The sequence below is a fragment of the Bacillus sp. 3G2 genome, from assembly GCF_044324725.1.
GTDB lineage: Bacteria > Bacillota > Bacilli > Bacillales > Bacillaceae_G > Bacillus_A > Bacillus_A mobilis.
Genome location: NZ_CP172246.1, coordinates 3,824,499 through 3,838,984, shown reverse-complemented (window position 1 = coordinate 3,838,984; position 14,486 = coordinate 3,824,499). Strand labels below are relative to the sequence as shown.

At 34.8% G+C, this 14,486-nt stretch carries 20 protein-coding genes, 1 pseudogene and 1 riboswitch; of the genes and pseudogenes, 16 read left to right on the top strand and 5 right to left on the bottom strand.

Annotated features, from left to right (window positions below):
• The first annotated feature begins 14 nt into the window (after positions 1-14).
• The 4 genes from ACHZK0_RS19555 to ACHZK0_RS19540 all read left to right on the top strand — a co-directional run bounded on the left by ACHZK0_RS19555 (position 15) and on the right by ACHZK0_RS19540 (position 3,625).
• On the top strand, positions 15-878 hold the full coding sequence (locus ACHZK0_RS19555; protein WP_262740675.1) for a carbon-nitrogen family hydrolase: 864 nt from the start codon (positions 15-17) through the stop codon (positions 876-878).
• A gap of 71 nt (positions 879-949) precedes the next feature.
• Positions 950-1,092: riboswitch (SAM riboswitch) on the top strand.
• Positions 1,093-1,180: 88 nt separating this feature from the next.
• Positions 1,181-2,362: an S-methyl-5-thioribose kinase gene (gene mtnK, locus ACHZK0_RS19550; protein ID WP_395760815.1), complete on the top strand. Its 1,182-nt coding sequence runs from the start codon at positions 1,181-1,183 to the stop codon at positions 2,360-2,362.
• Complete coding sequence (gene mtnA / locus ACHZK0_RS19545) at positions 2,359-3,420, top strand: S-methyl-5-thioribose-1-phosphate isomerase (RefSeq protein WP_262740659.1); 1,062 nt, start codon at positions 2,359-2,361, stop codon at positions 3,418-3,420. The genes mtnK and mtnA overlap by 4 nt, the downstream gene beginning before the upstream one ends.
• A 67-nt stretch (positions 3,421-3,487) precedes the next feature.
• Positions 3,488-3,625, top strand: a complete 138-nt coding sequence (locus ACHZK0_RS19540) for a YvrJ family protein (protein ID WP_000393345.1) — start codon at positions 3,488-3,490, stop codon at positions 3,623-3,625.
• Positions 3,626-3,679: 54 nt separating this feature from the next.
• Here the strand turns inward: ACHZK0_RS19540 and ACHZK0_RS19535 are convergent, their stop codons facing one another.
• A complete protein-coding gene (locus tag ACHZK0_RS19535) occupies positions 3,680-4,456 on the bottom strand; it encodes a 3-hydroxybutyrate dehydrogenase (RefSeq protein WP_262740660.1) in 777 nt (258 codons plus the stop codon).
• Positions 4,457-4,651: 195 nt separating this feature from the next.
• On the opposite strand from ACHZK0_RS19535, the gene ACHZK0_RS19530 reads away from it, so the two are divergent.
• The 4 genes and pseudogenes from ACHZK0_RS19530 to ACHZK0_RS19515 form a co-directional block, all read left to right on the top strand.
• Positions 4,652-4,984 carry a PadR family transcriptional regulator gene (locus tag ACHZK0_RS19530; protein WP_000107987.1) on the top strand — a complete coding sequence of 111 codons (333 nt, stop codon included), beginning with the start codon at positions 4,652-4,654 and terminating at the stop codon, positions 4,982-4,984.
• On the top strand, positions 4,984-5,751 hold the full coding sequence (locus ACHZK0_RS19525; protein ID WP_395760814.1) for a DUF1129 domain-containing protein: 768 nt from the start codon (positions 4,984-4,986) through the stop codon (positions 5,749-5,751). Before ACHZK0_RS19530 ends, ACHZK0_RS19525 begins: the two co-directional genes overlap by 1 nt.
• A 13-nt stretch (positions 5,752-5,764) precedes the next feature.
• The gene (locus ACHZK0_RS19520) at positions 5,765-6,526 is read left to right on the top strand and encodes a DUF1129 domain-containing protein (protein ID WP_395760813.1); all 762 of its coding nucleotides are present in this window, start codon (positions 5,765-5,767) and stop codon (positions 6,524-6,526) included.
• A gap of 27 nt (positions 6,527-6,553) precedes the next feature.
• A pseudogene (locus tag ACHZK0_RS19515) lies at positions 6,554-6,705 on the top strand (DNA-binding protein); the annotation flags it as partial.
• 15 nt (positions 6,706-6,720) lie between these two features.
• Here ACHZK0_RS19515 and ACHZK0_RS19510 read toward each other — a convergent pair.
• The gene (locus ACHZK0_RS19510; RefSeq protein ID WP_097864712.1) at positions 6,721-7,338 is read right to left on the bottom strand and encodes an ImmA/IrrE family metallo-endopeptidase; all 618 of its coding nucleotides are present in this window, start codon (positions 7,336-7,338) and stop codon (positions 6,721-6,723) included.
• A gap of 160 nt (positions 7,339-7,498) precedes the next feature.
• Here ACHZK0_RS19510 and ACHZK0_RS19505 point away from each other — a divergent pair, with 160 nt between their 5' ends.
• The 3 genes from ACHZK0_RS19505 (at position 7,499) to ACHZK0_RS19495 (ending at position 9,667) form a co-directional block, all read left to right on the top strand.
• The gene (locus ACHZK0_RS19505; protein ID WP_395760812.1) at positions 7,499-7,792 is read left to right on the top strand and encodes a DUF3928 family protein; all 294 of its coding nucleotides are present in this window, start codon (positions 7,499-7,501) and stop codon (positions 7,790-7,792) included.
• 110 nt (positions 7,793-7,902) lie between these two features.
• Positions 7,903-8,352, top strand: coding sequence for an NUDIX hydrolase (locus tag ACHZK0_RS19500; RefSeq protein WP_000540530.1), 450 nt, complete (start codon positions 7,903-7,905; stop codon positions 8,350-8,352).
• 139 nt (positions 8,353-8,491) lie between these two features.
• Entirely contained in the window at positions 8,492-9,667 is a 1,176-nt protein-coding gene (locus tag ACHZK0_RS19495; protein ID WP_061680446.1) for an acetyl-CoA C-acetyltransferase, read from the top strand.
• A gap of 28 nt (positions 9,668-9,695) precedes the next feature.
• Here ACHZK0_RS19495 and ACHZK0_RS19490 read toward each other — a convergent pair whose 3' ends face one another.
• Both ACHZK0_RS19490 and ACHZK0_RS19485 read right to left on the bottom strand, forming a co-directional pair.
• Positions 9,696-10,448 (bottom strand): AAA family ATPase, encoded by a 753-nt coding sequence (locus ACHZK0_RS19490; RefSeq protein WP_262740663.1) that lies wholly within the window; start codon positions 10,446-10,448, stop codon positions 9,696-9,698.
• A gap of 10 nt (positions 10,449-10,458) precedes the next feature.
• On the bottom strand, positions 10,459-10,728 hold the full coding sequence (locus ACHZK0_RS19485) for a hypothetical protein (protein ID WP_262740664.1): 270 nt from the start codon (positions 10,726-10,728) through the stop codon (positions 10,459-10,461).
• Between the two features lie 147 nt (positions 10,729-10,875).
• Here ACHZK0_RS19485 and ACHZK0_RS19480 point away from each other — a divergent pair, with 147 nt between their 5' ends.
• The gene (locus ACHZK0_RS19480; protein WP_270340057.1) at positions 10,876-11,604 is read left to right on the top strand and encodes a DUF4184 family protein; all 729 of its coding nucleotides are present in this window, start codon (positions 10,876-10,878) and stop codon (positions 11,602-11,604) included.
• A 36-nt stretch (positions 11,605-11,640) separates the two neighbouring features.
• Positions 11,641-12,405, top strand: coding sequence for a hypothetical protein (locus tag ACHZK0_RS19475; RefSeq protein ID WP_262740666.1), 765 nt, complete (start codon positions 11,641-11,643; stop codon positions 12,403-12,405).
• A 46-nt stretch (positions 12,406-12,451) separates the two neighbouring features.
• On the opposite strand, the gene ACHZK0_RS19470 is transcribed toward ACHZK0_RS19475, so the two are convergent.
• Positions 12,452-12,883, bottom strand: coding sequence for a DUF3997 domain-containing protein (locus ACHZK0_RS19470; protein ID WP_262740667.1), 432 nt, complete (start codon positions 12,881-12,883; stop codon positions 12,452-12,454).
• Positions 12,884-13,014: 131 nt separating this feature from the next.
• On the opposite strand from ACHZK0_RS19470, the gene ACHZK0_RS19465 reads away from it, so the two are divergent.
• From ACHZK0_RS19465 to ACHZK0_RS19455, 3 genes are all read left to right on the top strand, one after another.
• A complete protein-coding gene (locus ACHZK0_RS19465) occupies positions 13,015-13,470 on the top strand; it encodes an RDD family protein (protein WP_270605921.1) in 456 nt (151 codons plus the stop codon).
• Between the two features lie 334 nt (positions 13,471-13,804).
• On the top strand, positions 13,805-13,900 hold the full coding sequence (locus ACHZK0_RS19460) for a flagellar motor protein (protein WP_395760811.1): 96 nt from the start codon (positions 13,805-13,807) through the stop codon (positions 13,898-13,900).
• A 64-nt stretch (positions 13,901-13,964) separates the two neighbouring features.
• Positions 13,965-14,474, top strand: a complete 510-nt coding sequence (locus ACHZK0_RS19455) for an SDR family NAD(P)-dependent oxidoreductase (protein WP_000218416.1) — start codon at positions 13,965-13,967, stop codon at positions 14,472-14,474.
• Positions 14,475-14,486: the final 12 nt, after the last annotated feature.

Here is a 14,486-nt window from a genome sequence, read left to right as displayed (position 1 = left end):
ACTTTCCACCTCTTTTGAAAGTTGTTACAATTCTAGTGACAAATGATATAATCTTTCCAGTATTTTGTAAAGAAAAAATTAAGAATGGGGCTGACAAAATGAAAGTCGCATGTATTCAAATGGATATTGTTTTTGGAGATGTAGAAAAAAATATTGAAAATGCTAAAAATAAAATAAGTGAAGCGATGAAAGAAAGACCAGATGTGATTGTCTTACCAGAACTGTGGACAACAGGATATGATTTAACTAGGCTTTCTGAAATTGCAGATAGGGATGGATTAGAAACGAAAGAAAAGCTGAAAGAGTGGTCGAAACAATATGGTGTACATATTGTCGGTGGTTCTATTGCGAAGCAAACAGAGCAAGGTGTTACAAATACAATGTATGTAGTAACTAATAAAGGTCAGCTAGTCAATGAATATAGCAAAGTGCATTTATTTCAGCTCATGGATGAACATAAATATTTAATCGCTGGAAATAGCACAGGCGAATTTAAGTTAGATAATATAGAGTGCGCTGGTACAATTTGTTATGATATTCGTTTTCCGGAGTGGATGCGTGTTCATACTGCTAAAGGTGCAAAAGTTCTATTTGTTGTAGCAGAATGGCCATTAGTTCGTTTAGCACATTGGCGTTTGCTATTACAAGCAAGGGCAGTTGAAAATCAATGTTATGTTGTTGCATGTAATAGGGCAGGAAAGGATCCGAATAATGAGTTTGCGGGTCATTCTTTAATTATCGATCCTTGGGGTGAAGTTGTTGTAGAAGCGAATGAAGAAGAATCAATTTTATTTGGAGAGCTTACATTCGAGAAAATTAAAGAGGTACGCAAAGGAATTCCAGTTTTTGCAGATCGTCGTCCAGAACTATACAAATAAAATGTTGACAAGTGATTTTTATTCTTGGTATAGTCTTCAACATAAAGTTAAAAATTCAAAAAATTATACAACTCTTATCAAGAGCAGGTGGAGGGATTTGGCCCGATGAAGCCCAGCAACCGACCGTAATACCATTGTGAAATGGGGCGTATATTTACGCCAAAAGGCACGGTGCTAATTCCAGCAGAAAGTAAAACTTTCTGGCAGATAAGAGGGGAGAAGATAAACTTCAAACCTCTTTCTTTGTGGAAAGAGGTTTTTCTATTTTAGAAAAACCTCTGAATAAAAAGGGGGAGAAGACGATGGGATATTATTCATTAACTGAAACGACAGCTATACAATATGCGAAAGAACACGATTATTTTGAAAAGAAAGCAAATGTAGTTTGTCATGAAATTGGAGATGGCAATTTAAATTACGTGTTCAAATTAGATGATGGAGAGAAGTCTATTATAATAAAACAAGCACTGCCATATGCGAAAGTAGTTGGTGAGAGCTGGCCATTGTCTATAAAAAGAGCAACGATTGAAAGTAAAGCATTACAAATTTTTGCGAAGTATGTGCCGGAATATGTGCCGGTAGTGTACAGTCATGATGAAGAGTTAGCAGTAACAGTTTTAGAAGATTTATCAAGACTAACAATTACAAGAAAAGGATTTATAGATGGAGAGGAGTACCCACTTTTATCCCAACATATCGGTCGTTTTCTAGCACATGTGTTATTTTATACTTCAGATTTCGGGTTAGAGACAGAAGAGAAAAGGGTACTAGAAGGTGCATTTGTAAACCCAGACCTTTGTAAAATTACAGAAGATTTAGTGTTTACAGATCCGTTTGGTCATTACGATACGAATGATTATGAACCAGATTTGCAGCTAGCTGTAGATGAACTATGGAGTGACAAAACTGTCAAACTAAAAGTGGCACAGTATAAATATAAATTTTTAACGAGAAAAGAAGCACTCATTCATGGAGATTTACATACGGGAAGTATTTTTTCATCACCTTCTGAAACGAAAGTGATTGATCCAGAATTTGCAACATATGGTCCATTTGGATTTGATCTTGGTCAATTTATTGCAAATTTATTATTAAATGCGTTATCACGTGAAGAGGAAAAAAGAAATGTGCTATTTTTCCATATTGAAAAAACATGGAGTTATTTTGTAGAAACTTTTACGAAGTTATGGATTGGAGAAGGTGTAGAAGCATATACGAAAGAGAAACAATGGTTGCCAATTATTTTGCAAAATATTTTTACGGATGCCGTTGGATTCGCTGGATGTGAGCTTATCCGTAGAACGATTGGCTTAGCGCATGTAGCTGATTTAGATGAAATAGCAAATAAAGAAACGAGAATTCAGGCTAAGAAACAAGCGTTATCCTTAGGTAAAGAACTAATAAAATATGAATCTAAGAACGCTGATATTCAACTGTTCCGAACACTATTCCAACAGACAGTTTCTGGAGGGGTAAAAGCATGAGTACAATTGTTACTATTCCGAGGTCTGTTAGTTGGAAAGGGGATGCTATTGCAGTATTAAATCAAACAAAGTTGCCACACAGTATAGAATACAAAACATTAACGACGATTGAAGAGGTATGGAAAAGTATTATCATGCTAGAAGTAAGAGGGGCACCTGCAATTGGAATTGTAGCTGCATTTGGTTTGGCGCTTGCATCCAAAAAATATAACACTGTACATATTGAAGAATTTCAAAAGAAGTTTAATAGAGATTGTAATTATTTAGGAACGTCACGCCCAACAGCAGTCAATTTATTTTGGGCAATCGATCGTATGAGAGAATCTATTCGAGAAATTACTACAATAAAAGAAGCACAAAAAAAATTAGAAGAAGAAGCGCTTCTCATTCAGCAAGAAGATGAAGCCGTATGCCGGAGTATTGGAGAACATGCATTAACATGTTTTAAAGACGATGATAACATTTTAACAATTTGTAACGCTGGCAGTATTGCAACTGCTAGATATGGTACTGCATTAGCACCGTTTTATATTGGGAAAGAAAAAGGTGTACGTTTACATGCGTATGCGTGTGAAACGAGACCGGTTTTACAAGGTGGGCGTTTAACAACCTGGGAATTAAAACAGGCAAATATTGATGTAACACTTATTACAGATAATACGGCAGCTCATGCTATTCAAACGAAAGAAATAAACGCGATTATAGTAGGAGCGGACCGAATTGTCGCAAATGGAGATACAGCAAATAAAATTGGAACAATGAATTTAGCTATATTAGCAAAGTATTTTGATATCCCGTTCTATGTTGCAGCTCCGCTATCGACATTTGATATTACGAAACAAACAGGTACTGAAATTGTTATTGAAGAAAGAGATGAAACAGAAGTTACGAAAATTTTTGGAAAACAAGTGGCGCCGATTGGAACTGATGTTTATAATCCTGCATTTGACGTAACGCCGAATGAATTAATTACAGGTATTATTACCGAGAAAGGCATTATACGAGGAGATTATGAACAGGAAATTGCATCATTATTTGAAAGACAAGCTAATACATAATAGCTTGTCTTTTTATGCCTAAATGTTTTCTTTTCTCTTATTTATATAATGAAAGGAGGAGAGAAAGATGGAAGAGTGGATCAGGATGGTAGGTAATGTAGGTTTTCCGATTGTTGTAACATTATATTTACTCCACCGTATTGAAAGTAAATTAGATGGGGTAATTGTTGCAATCGAGAAACTCCCTAAACAGTTACTAAAGTAGGAGGGCCCCTGGGATAAAAAATAAAGTTTGCTCTTTGTGAGCAAACTTTATTTTTTATTGAGCAGTATAACCACCATCAATAACGACAGCCTGACCAGTTATACCTTTCGCTTTTTCGCTCGCTAAAAACATAGCATAATCAGCGATTTCTTGTACTTGTAATAAGCGTTTTTGTGGTACAAGCGGATAAATAACATCTTCTAATACATTTTCAAGTGGTACATTTCGTGTAGTAGCTAAATCTTGTAGTTGATTACGTACAAGAGGGGTATCGACATAACCAGGACAAAGCGCATTAACGGTAATTCCGTGAGTAGCGCCTTCTAAAGCGGCAACTTTTGTTAATCCAATTACGCCATGCTTCGCGCTATTGTAGGCTGATTTTCCTGCAAATCCAACGAGGCCATTAATGGAGGCTACATTAATAATTCGGCCATACTTTTGTTTTTTCATGATTGGGAAGGCGTGCTTAATTGCGATAAAAGGAGCGATTTGCATAATTTTAATAAGTAATTCAAACTTTTCGGTTGGAAAATCTTCAATTGGTGAAACGTGTTGCATTCCTGCGTTATTAATTAATATATGTAATGAACCGAAATGATTAACCGTTTGAGAAATTGCAGCTGTAATTTCTTCTTCAGATGTAACATCACATTTTAAACCGATAGCCTGATAGCCTTCTTTTTGTAATTGTTCAGCAGCTTCTTTTGCACGGTCTTCAAGGCGATCGGTAATCACAACTTTTGCACCTTCTTTTGCAAAAGCGGTTCCCATTTCATAACCAATGCCACTTGCAGCACCTGTTAAAAAGACAACACGATTTGTAACCATGGTGAAAAACATCCCTTCGTAATAAAGTTCTCATATTGCTCTATTTAGAGAGCGGATAATAAAAATCCTGCAAAGATTTGGAAAAATATTGTTAGCTATCTTGTTTTACAAAATAGTCTCTGCTATACTACTTTGTAAAGCAAGATACTTACGCTTGTCTATCTTGTAAAACAAGATAGTGGGAGGATTTGAATTATGTCGACAAGTCAAATGCTGAAAGGGATTTTAGAAGGATGCTTACTTGCTATTATTTCTGAAGGTGAAATATACGGTTATGAAATGAGTGAAAAGCTAGCGAAGTATGGCTTTACAATGGCGAGTGAGGGAAGTATTTATCCGTTATTAATACGAATGCAAAAGGAAGGATTAATAACAAGTGTAATGAAGGAATCTCCATCTGGCCCAAAGCGAAAATATTATACATTAACAGAAAAAGGCGAGGAAGCACTTAATGAATTTATGGATCGCTGGGAAGCGATGCAAAGTAGTGTAGAGCGTCTACTTGAGGGGAAGGGGAGAAAAAAATAATGCTATCAAATGAAGCACAAAAGTTTTTATTAGATATGAGATTATTTTTAGTGGCAAAGGGTGTGAAAGAAAGCGATATTGAAAATTTTATAGAAGATGCAGAACTTCATTTAATCGAGGGTGAGAGTGATGGGAAATGTGTAGAAGATATTTTTGGAAGCTCACCGAAAGAATATGCAAATGAACTTGTAAAAGTAATGGAAAAGGATAGACAGGAAACGTGGAAGCAAATTGGTTTTACAGTAATGAATATCGTATCATTTTGGATCATTGCTTCTATCTTAATAGTGAATAACGGAATGTTACAGATATCAATTATTCAGTGCGTGGGGTATAGTTTGTCATTGATTTTAGTTGTTATGGGTCCTAATTTTTTATTTCGTAAAATGACCTTCGTAACAAGCTTTACAAAAACGTGGTTTTCTATGTGGTTTTTAGTTATGATTGCGCCAATGTTTTTAATAGGAGTTGTTACGATATTAGATGTGATTTATCCTACAAAAATGTTTACATTCACCCAAACGCAAAGTTATATATTAGCTGGAGCTATTTTTATTATTACAATAGCAATAAATATATATTTTGAAGGATGGTTTAAAAACTTATATTTAATCATTCCACTTTCAATTATGTTACTGTTTAAAACATTTACTTCGGAAGATCTCATGCCAATGTTATTTCAAATTATATGTTTATACGGAAGTTTGTTTATTTTAATTTTCCTTGAAATTATGCTGAAGACGAATAGAAGAGAAGCGGTTAAATAAGGGAGGGGTTATCATGCAGATTTCTAAAGAAGGAGAAAAGTTTTTAATCGATACGAAAGTGTATTTAATAACAAAAGGAATGAAAGAAGAAGATGTAGACGCCTTTCTAGAAGATGCAGAACTTCATTTAATAGAAGGCGAGAAAGATGGAAAGACGGTAAAGGATATATTTGGTGATTCACCAAAAGAGTATGCGGAAGAATTAGCGAAAGAGATGGAAAAGTATAAAGGCGGGAGTATAAAGAGTATTCTTGCGATGATAATTGGTATTGGCGGATATTGGCTACTAACTAATATATTATTTGAAAATCCTAATCATGAATTTACATTAACAAATGTACAGTTGATTGGGTATCCAATTGTTTTAATGATTACGATTGTAGGGACTATATTTGCTTTTAAAATGTCTTCATTTAAGAGCAAAGTAAAAGAATTTAGCATTATTTATGTAGCATCTTTGCTGCCAATTTTATTACTAGTATTATTAATGTTTATGAATAAATGGTACGGGACACCTGTATTGCAATTAACTACTATGCAAAGTTATATACTAGCTGGAGTGATTTTATTAGTGCTATTAATAGGTGAAGCGTACATACTTGGATGGATTGGAATATTAGCTGTTATCGTACCGTTATTTATTATGTTTGTATTTAAAGGGTTAGGAGAGAAAAATCCATACTGGGGAATGTTAGAATCTTTACTTCTGTACGGAAGTTTATATGTATTAATGCGATGGTCTTTTAAAAATGAAGAGAAAAAAACTGTAAGCTAGCTTTATATTAATAGAGAGCGAACTGAATTTTTTATTATAGAAAAAGGGCTGCTCTGGATATACAAAAAATTATTTCCAAAGAAATACTATATTTTGATTTTTAGAGGGATTCGGTTTAGGTGTATAGTGTATCCTTTGCAGCCGTGTTTTTGTTTATGGATTGGAATAAGTTGTTTTAAACAGTAACATGACGGTTACTGTTTTTTTCTTTGTAATAAAGAACTTTGTAAAGAGAGTGCTTTTTGTTCGTTCGTTAATAGTGACTGAATATGGACATTTTCAGGACGCGGGACTATCGGATACATAAGATTTGATGGAGAAGGATGGTGCTCCGAGCCAGTTGGGGAATGAGGATCTGCGTGAGTAAGTTTTCCATGAATACGTCTTGTAAATAAAATATGGCCGATTTCATGAGCGAGCGTATATATATTTTTCATAGGGGCAGCCGAATTTGTTAAAACGATATAACCAGTAAGCTGCTGTTGTTTTGCTAAAGAGTAAGCGCAGGCAATTACGGCTGTTTCTTTGAAATAATCACTGCCAATATAACAAATGTAAAGGTCGCATTCAGGAGCTTCATTTACACACGTTTGGAAAAAGGATGCTAATTTTTCCTGACTTTGAATAGAGTTTTTATAACTAATTTCACGGTCAGAAAAACGAAAAAGTTCATTTAAAATAATTACGTCTTTAATTTGAAATGTAATGGGGTGCCAAATTGATTCTGCAACTGCTAAATCTTTTGCGATGCGGTCATCAGAAATATCGGCGCCTGGAGTAATGCAAATACATATATTGACGTATGGATCCATAAGGAACACCTCAACTGAAAAAATTCTTCTTATAATATATGTTGGGAAAAGACCCGATGTATGGATAAACGCCTTGTTTATTACAAGTCGAAAAAATTTCATAGTTCTATAACGTAGTGTGATCATCTTTTTGATATAGTAAAGAAAAGGGGGAGAATATATGTATACATTAAAAATCGTTTCAGACAGAGAAGCTCTTTATCAATTTGCAAGTTATGTAGGAGTTGTACAAGGGGTTGAAGATGTATATGTAGAGGTGGGAGAACCTTTATATGAACATCCATTAATGAAGTTTTATGTACATATTAAGCTGGAGGAAACATATGAGCAACATAAAGCGTTACAAGAAATAGCAAGATTAGTAGAGTTAGGGCGTTTTACATATGTTCATTATCGTAATGATGAAATTGAAGAAGCTTTTGAAGCTGTAAAATATGAAAGTTTTAAGAAATAAGGGTGAAAAAAGGGAGGCGAAAGCTTCCTTTTTTTTCTTGGAAATTACATCAACAAAAGGAGAAAAATTTTGTTATGATAAGGGAGGGTGAGGAAAGGAGAATTTACATAATGGGGTATATTGAAGAGTTACGTAAAGTCGTTGGGACAAGACCACTTATTCTCGTTGGATCAGCAATAATTATACTAAATGATAATCAAGAAGTATTGCTTCAATATCGTTCAGATACATATGATTGGGGTGTACCTGGCGGCGCGATGGAACTAGGAGAAACGACGGAAGAAACTGCTCGCCGAGAATTATTCGAGGAGACGGGATTAACTGCAAAAATAATGCAATTTCTAGGTGTCTTATCAGGAAAAGAAGTATATTTTCGTTATCCTAATGGAGATGAAATTTTTAATGTTATTCATCTGTATCAGGGGCATCATGTGAGTGGAGAATTAAGGCTTGATCATGAGGGATTGAAGCTTCAATATTTTCCGGTAGATAAGTTACCAAAATTGAATGAAACGACAGAGAAAATTTTACAAAAATTTTTATATGCATTAACAGAATAGAAGGTTAATTCCTTCTATTTTTATTATATTAAATATTTTGATTTTTTAGTATGTTTATAGTATGATAGATGTAGACATACATCTTATGGAATTTCACCTAAAAACTGACTAGGGTACATAAGAGAGGGGCAAGTGCAAAATGCATAATGTTGTTATTACAGCTGCAGTTCGTTCGCCAATTGGAACTTTTGGAGGAGCGCTAAAAAATGTAACGCCAGTAGAATTAGCGGTTCCTGTACTTCAGGAAGCTGTAAAACGAGGCGGGGTAGAACCACACGAAGTTGATGAAGTAATTTTAGGTCATTGTATTCAAAGAACTGATGAAGCAAATACTGCAAGAACAGCTGCATTAGCGGCAGGATTTCCTGACACAGTTACGGGTTATACAATCCAACGCCAATGTTCTTCAGGTATGCAAGCAATTATGTCAGCTGCAATGCAAATTCAATTAGGTGTAAGTGATGTTGTTATTGCAGGTGGAGTAGAAGCAATGAGCTCAAGCCCTTATGCATTAAAACAGCACCGCTGGGGACAACGTCTACAGCACGGAGAAATTCGTGATACGGTGTGGGAAGTACTAGAAGATCCGATTCACCATATTATGATGGGTGAAACAGCTGAAAATCTAGTTGACCAATATGAAATTACAAGAGAGGAACAAGATGAAGTTGCGCTTCGTAGTCATACATTGGCGCTGCAAGCAATTGAGTCTGGATACTTTGACGATCAAATTGTTCCTATTACGATAAAAGAACGTAGAAAAGAAATAGTATTTTCGAAGGATGAACATCCACGTGCAGATATTACAGCGGAAAAATTAGCAGGATTAAAACCAGCTTTCCGCAAAGACGGATCAGTAACTGCAGGGAATGCATCTGGCCTGAATGACGGAAGTGCGGTTCTAGTATTAATGAGCGAAGAAAAAGCGAAAGAAAAAGGCTTACAACCGTTAGCTAGAATTGTTGGATACTCAGTAGCTGGAGTAGATCCGAAAATTATGGGTATTGGACCAGCACCAGCAATTCGTAAAGGATTAGAAAAAGTAGATTGGTCATTAGAAGATGCTGATTTACTGGAAATCAATGAAGCTTTCGCGGCTCAATACTTAGCTGTAGAGAAAGAATTAGGTTTAGACCGTGAAAAAGTGAATGTAAACGGTAGTGGTGTAGGACTTGGACATCCAATCGGTTGTACAGGAGCTCGTATTACGGTAAGTTTAATTCATGAATTGAAAAGACGCGGGTTAGAAAAAGGAATTGCCTCTCTATGCGTCGGCGGCGGTATTGGGGTAGCGTTATTTATAGAAGCACTATAAAAAAGAAGCAGCGATTGCTGCTTCTTTTTTACGATTCAAATAGATGCTGGAATAGTCGATCACGGTTTTCAAAGAACAGTTTCATCGTGTGATAATGCTCAGTGTCTTCTAATGTGGATTCATGAATCCCTTCTTGTGTTAAAGAGTATATAGTAGATTCAGGATAAGCCATTAAAATAGGAGAATGCGTCGCAATAACAAATTGCGAACCTTGTTCCGCTAGTTCGTGCATTCGAATGAGCATGGAAAGTTGTCTCATTGGTGATAGAGCGGCCTCAGGCTCATCTAAAATGTATAAACCTTGTCCTGAAAAACGATTCATAAATAAGGAGAAAAATGATTCACCGTGTGATTGGTTGTGGAGTGAGGTACCGCCATATGAGTCAATAATTGGATTTCCGCGTGCTTCTAAATCGGCATCCATTTCATCAATATAAGAAGCAACGTTATAAAATGATTCAGCGCGAAGAAAGAAACCGTCGCTTGGTGTATTGAAACTTTTGGAAATTCGCAGGTATTCATGTAAAGATGAATGTGAATCGTTTGTACTAAAGCGGAAATTCTTCGTTCCACCTTCTGGATTAAATCCTAAAGCAATAGCAATAGCTTCGAGTAATGTTGATTTACCGGTTCCGTTTTCTCCAATAATGAATGTTACATTTGGATGAAAAGCTAGAGATTGTAATGTTCGGATAGCGGGTAAACAGTAAGGATATGCGGAAAAACTAGGGATATTTTCTTTTTTTAATGTGACATTTTTTAAAAAGGGTACGTCAATCAATATATAAACCTCAATTCATAACGGATTTTGATTCTAAAAAAGCAGCAAATACAAGTGTAAGACAACTTGCGAATAAAATTGTATATTGAAGTGCACCAAAACCGATACCTTCCCAGCCAAAAGACAGTCTCTTCCATATGAAAATAAAAAGAACGCTTATAAAACCAACGAGAGCAGGCATGTATTTTATAATCTTGTAGTGCTTCCATAGAAAGAAGCTAATGTATGTACTTAAAAAAAAGATAAACAGAACAAGAAAAAAGACAAGTGTTAATGACACGTGAACCCTCCTTATTTTCTGAATATTTCATGTGGATTATAACATGTAAACTACCATATTCCAATGTGAAAATAAATATTGCATCAAGATCAATTCTCTCGTTATGATAGATGGTATTCTATTGAAGATATGAAAAGGAGTTAAAACATGCCGTTTACATTTGCACATCCAGCAGCAATTCTTCCTTTGGTGAAAAAGCGTTCTCAATATATTTCAGTAACGGCTCTTATATTAGGGAGTATGGCGCCTGATTTTGAATATTTTTTACACTTTAGACCGTATGGTGTTATTGGCCATACATGGCTTGGGTTCTTATATTTTAATTTACCTCTTGTATTTTTACTCGCATACATATATCATTACATTTTAAAAAAGCCGTTTATAACACATTTACCTAAACCGTTTGCTGGCTACTATACATATGCAGTAGATGAGAGGTGGGGGCTTCATACATGGAAGGATTTCTTTGTATTTTGCTATTCCGCTTTATTTGGTATGCTCACGCATGTTGTTTGGGATGCGTTTACTCATCATACAGGCTACTTCGTTATGAAAATAGCATTGTTACAAAGAGAATTACATAGTATTCCAGTGTATAAATACATGCAACACGGAAGTACATGTGTAGGTTTATTATTACTATTATACGTACTATGGAAGTATAAAGATGAAACAGGGAAAGATATTATGATAGCTTCAGAAAAAAGGAAGTATTGGGTTTCGTCAATCATTGTCGCAGCTCTAGTATTTATCGTTCACGCGTTTATAGATCCCTATTTTCATATTTTCCAAATAGGAGGTATAATAGTATCTGGACTGACAAGTTCGTTTTGTGGACTTCTCATTGTTTCTATAGTTTACAAAGCAAGGGACTAATTTACATTACTGAATGATAGTGTTAGGAGAAATTATATGATGAAAGCATGGAAAAGTATTTTTGTTTTATGTAGTTTTCTTCTTATGTTAAGTGGTTGCTTCCATCAAGAAGAAAAGAAAGCTGAACCGAAGAAGAAAGAATCTATTCCTGAAACAAAAGAATATGGTGGGCGTGAGCTGAAAAAAGTAGGACAAAAAGTGAAAGAAACAGGATGGGGTACTTTTAAATTAGAACAGATTCATTCGGTGAATCAAACATTTGAAGTAGCACCAATGAAAATTCACGTACAAGATGTGAAAGTAATCTCTTTATCGCAGATGAGTAAAGATGCAAAAAATACATTAAAAGTATATACGGCATTAACTCCTGAAGAAGTAAAGCGTAGATTAGGAGATAAAGTAAGTCAAGAAGATGCGGAGTTATATGCATCAATCAGTGGTACTGAGATTAGTGATACGATTCGTTACGTTGAAATAACATATAAGGTGGAAAATAGCGGGAATAAAAATATGCAATTTTTCTCTATGAATGATGTTGCGATTAATGATAAGCAACATTTTAAAGTAGCAACTCAAAACTTTTTATATGATGAAGATACGCTCGTTGGTACAAAAAATGTATCAAGAGAAGACTATAAGCCTGGTGAAACAAGAGATGGTATTATCGGCTTAATACTTGATGATGGAAAAGAAAAGGTAAAGGATATTAAGTTTACAACAGATAATGTAATCGCAGCAGATACAGAAACGCAAGATGTTGTAAAAGAGCCACAAACTTTTAACATCTCACTTTCTGAGTAAGAGTTTTTTTAAAATATGTAAGAAAAAACAGTCAGCGCTTAAACTATTATGCTGACTGTTTTTTCTGTTCTTCTATGTATGAATCTACACTTTGAAAAGGAACTTTAATTTTAAACGCATCTTTTTGTTCATTAAATTGCTTTTCATTATAAGGGCCAAACCGTTTATTATGCTTTACATCAATAATCCAATAATGCTCACTTTTTTTATTTGCAATTGCCCCGTCAGGGTTATTCGGATCTGATTTTTCCTCAATTTGTTTTGCAATAATGTATTTATCATCCCAAGCTATGTCTGTAAGTTTTGCAGGAATGTATTGCGTGGCATATACAGCATCTTGCGATGGGAAAAGTTCAAATGCATTTCCAGAAGTACGTATGAGTTCGTATTCATCGTTAATCGTATAAGTTATATGATTTGTATTTCCAGCACAACCGGCTAATAGGAATGCGACGAATAGGATTATCCATTTTTTCAATATGGGAACCTCCTTTATAATGCTGTTGTAACACATTGTACAAGAAAAGTAAGAGAAACGCTAGTTTACAATGTTTTTTAGAAGTGGTACGATGAGACGGGTAAAGAAGGATATGAAGGAGTCGACATAAAATGAAGTTAAAGATGCATCGTCCAGCGCTTGTAATGAATCGCATAGGTGCTTCACTAATTGACATGTTTTTAATCTCGGTTATGTATGGTGCAGTAGTAGCTATTATGACCGGAAATTATAGTGCTATTTTTAATCGCTTTAATATTAGTTTTGGTGATTATAGATATGATCTCGCAGTAGTTTTTATATTAATGGCGATATATTTTATTTTGGTACCCTTTATTTGGAACGGTGTTACACCTGGTAAAAAGGTAACGAGAATAAAATTAATTTCATTGAAGAGTGAAAAGTTAACATTACAAACATTAATTATAAGATTTTTTGTATTGTTATTACCGAACATATTGCTACTTGGAATTCCGATATTATGTAACGTATATATGATGTTATTCCGCAAAGATAATTGTGGTTTTCAAGATTTAATTACAAAAACAAAAGTGATAAGTCTTGTATAATAAAACAGAGACCTTTTTATACATAAAATAAGAGGGTCTTTTTTTATCCCGCTTTAATGGGCAGTAAGACCCCTACCTCAAAATTCAGCGAAAACAAAGAAGTTAGATGGGGGCCGGGCTGCCCATTAAAGTCCGATTGGTGAGGGCTAATAATCAGTGGGGGATGAAGAAAACCCCCACTGATTAAAGTTTCACTTTATTATTCAAATATATTTTAAAGGATATATAATAGGAAAAAGTTAATCCATATCATTTTTGGATTTAATAGATTGAAAATTAAGAAAATGTTATAATAATTAAAATAATATCTTTATATAATAAGGGGGAAATTGAAATGACTGGAGGTAGCGTAATCTTTTGGGGGATTTTAATTTTCATCGGTTTAGTTTTCGATCAGCGTAATAGTAAGAAAAAAGAAGAAAAAAAGTAACCGCTTACAATTAAATAAGCAACTTTTCTTGCTTGCAGACTAATCTCATAAAGCAGTATACTGAATAACGGTAAGACTTATAGAAGGGGTAATGAAAATGAAGCTTGCAGGAAAAGTTGCTATCGTAACTGGCGGTGGCATCGGTATTGGACGTAATACAGCTCTTTTGTTGGCTAAACAAGGCGCAAAAGTAATTGTGACGGACATTGATCAAGAAAGTGGACAAGCAACAGTAGAGGAAATTACGAATCTAGGCGGAGAAGCCCTTTTTGTATCCTATGATATGGAAAAGCAAGGAGATTGGCAACGCGTTATCAGTATTACTTTGAATGCATTCAGTCGCATTGATATGCTTTTTCAAAATGCTGGTTTATATAAAATAGATTCTATTTTTTCTCGCCAACAAGAGAACGATTCCAATGTACTTTGTATTAATGACGTTTGGATAGAGATAAAACAATTAACGTCATCTTTTATGAAACAGCAAGAAGAAGTGGTGCTGAGTGACTTACCGATTTTCGGTATTATTGGCACGAAAGGACAATCATTTCATACAGTAGAAGCCCTCGTATAATAATGAAAACCG

Coding starts and splice junctions, on each gene's coding strand:
- mtnK (WP_395760815.1), top strand. CDS start 1,181: ATGGGATATTATTCATTAACTGAAACGACAGCTATACAATATGCGAAA.
- mtnA (WP_262740659.1), top strand. CDS start 2,359: ATGAGTACAATTGTTACTATTCCGAGGTCTGTTAGTTGGAAAGGGGAT.
- ACHZK0_RS19540 (WP_000393345.1), top strand. CDS start 3,488: ATGGAAGAGTGGATCAGGATGGTAGGTAATGTAGGTTTTCCGATTGTT.
- ACHZK0_RS19535 (WP_262740660.1), bottom strand. CDS start 4,456: ATGGTTACAAATCGTGTTGTCTTTTTAACAGGTGCTGCAAGTGGCATT.
- ACHZK0_RS19530 (WP_000107987.1), top strand. CDS start 4,652: ATGTCGACAAGTCAAATGCTGAAAGGGATTTTAGAAGGATGCTTACTT.
- ACHZK0_RS19525 (WP_395760814.1), top strand. CDS start 4,984: ATGCTATCAAATGAAGCACAAAAGTTTTTATTAGATATGAGATTATTT.
- ACHZK0_RS19520 (WP_395760813.1), top strand. CDS start 5,765: ATGCAGATTTCTAAAGAAGGAGAAAAGTTTTTAATCGATACGAAAGTG.
- ACHZK0_RS19510 (WP_097864712.1), bottom strand. CDS start 7,338: ATGGATCCATACGTCAATATATGTATTTGCATTACTCCAGGCGCCGAT.
- ACHZK0_RS19505 (WP_395760812.1), top strand. CDS start 7,499: ATGTATACATTAAAAATCGTTTCAGACAGAGAAGCTCTTTATCAATTT.
- ACHZK0_RS19500 (WP_000540530.1), top strand. CDS start 7,903: ATGGGGTATATTGAAGAGTTACGTAAAGTCGTTGGGACAAGACCACTT.
- ACHZK0_RS19495 (WP_061680446.1), top strand. CDS start 8,492: ATGCATAATGTTGTTATTACAGCTGCAGTTCGTTCGCCAATTGGAACT.
- ACHZK0_RS19480 (WP_270340057.1), top strand. CDS start 10,876: ATGCCGTTTACATTTGCACATCCAGCAGCAATTCTTCCTTTGGTGAAA.
- ACHZK0_RS19475 (WP_262740666.1), top strand. CDS start 11,641: ATGATGAAAGCATGGAAAAGTATTTTTGTTTTATGTAGTTTTCTTCTT.
- ACHZK0_RS19465 (WP_270605921.1), top strand. CDS start 13,015: ATGAAGTTAAAGATGCATCGTCCAGCGCTTGTAATGAATCGCATAGGT.
- ACHZK0_RS19460 (WP_395760811.1), top strand. CDS start 13,805: ATGACTGGAGGTAGCGTAATCTTTTGGGGGATTTTAATTTTCATCGGT.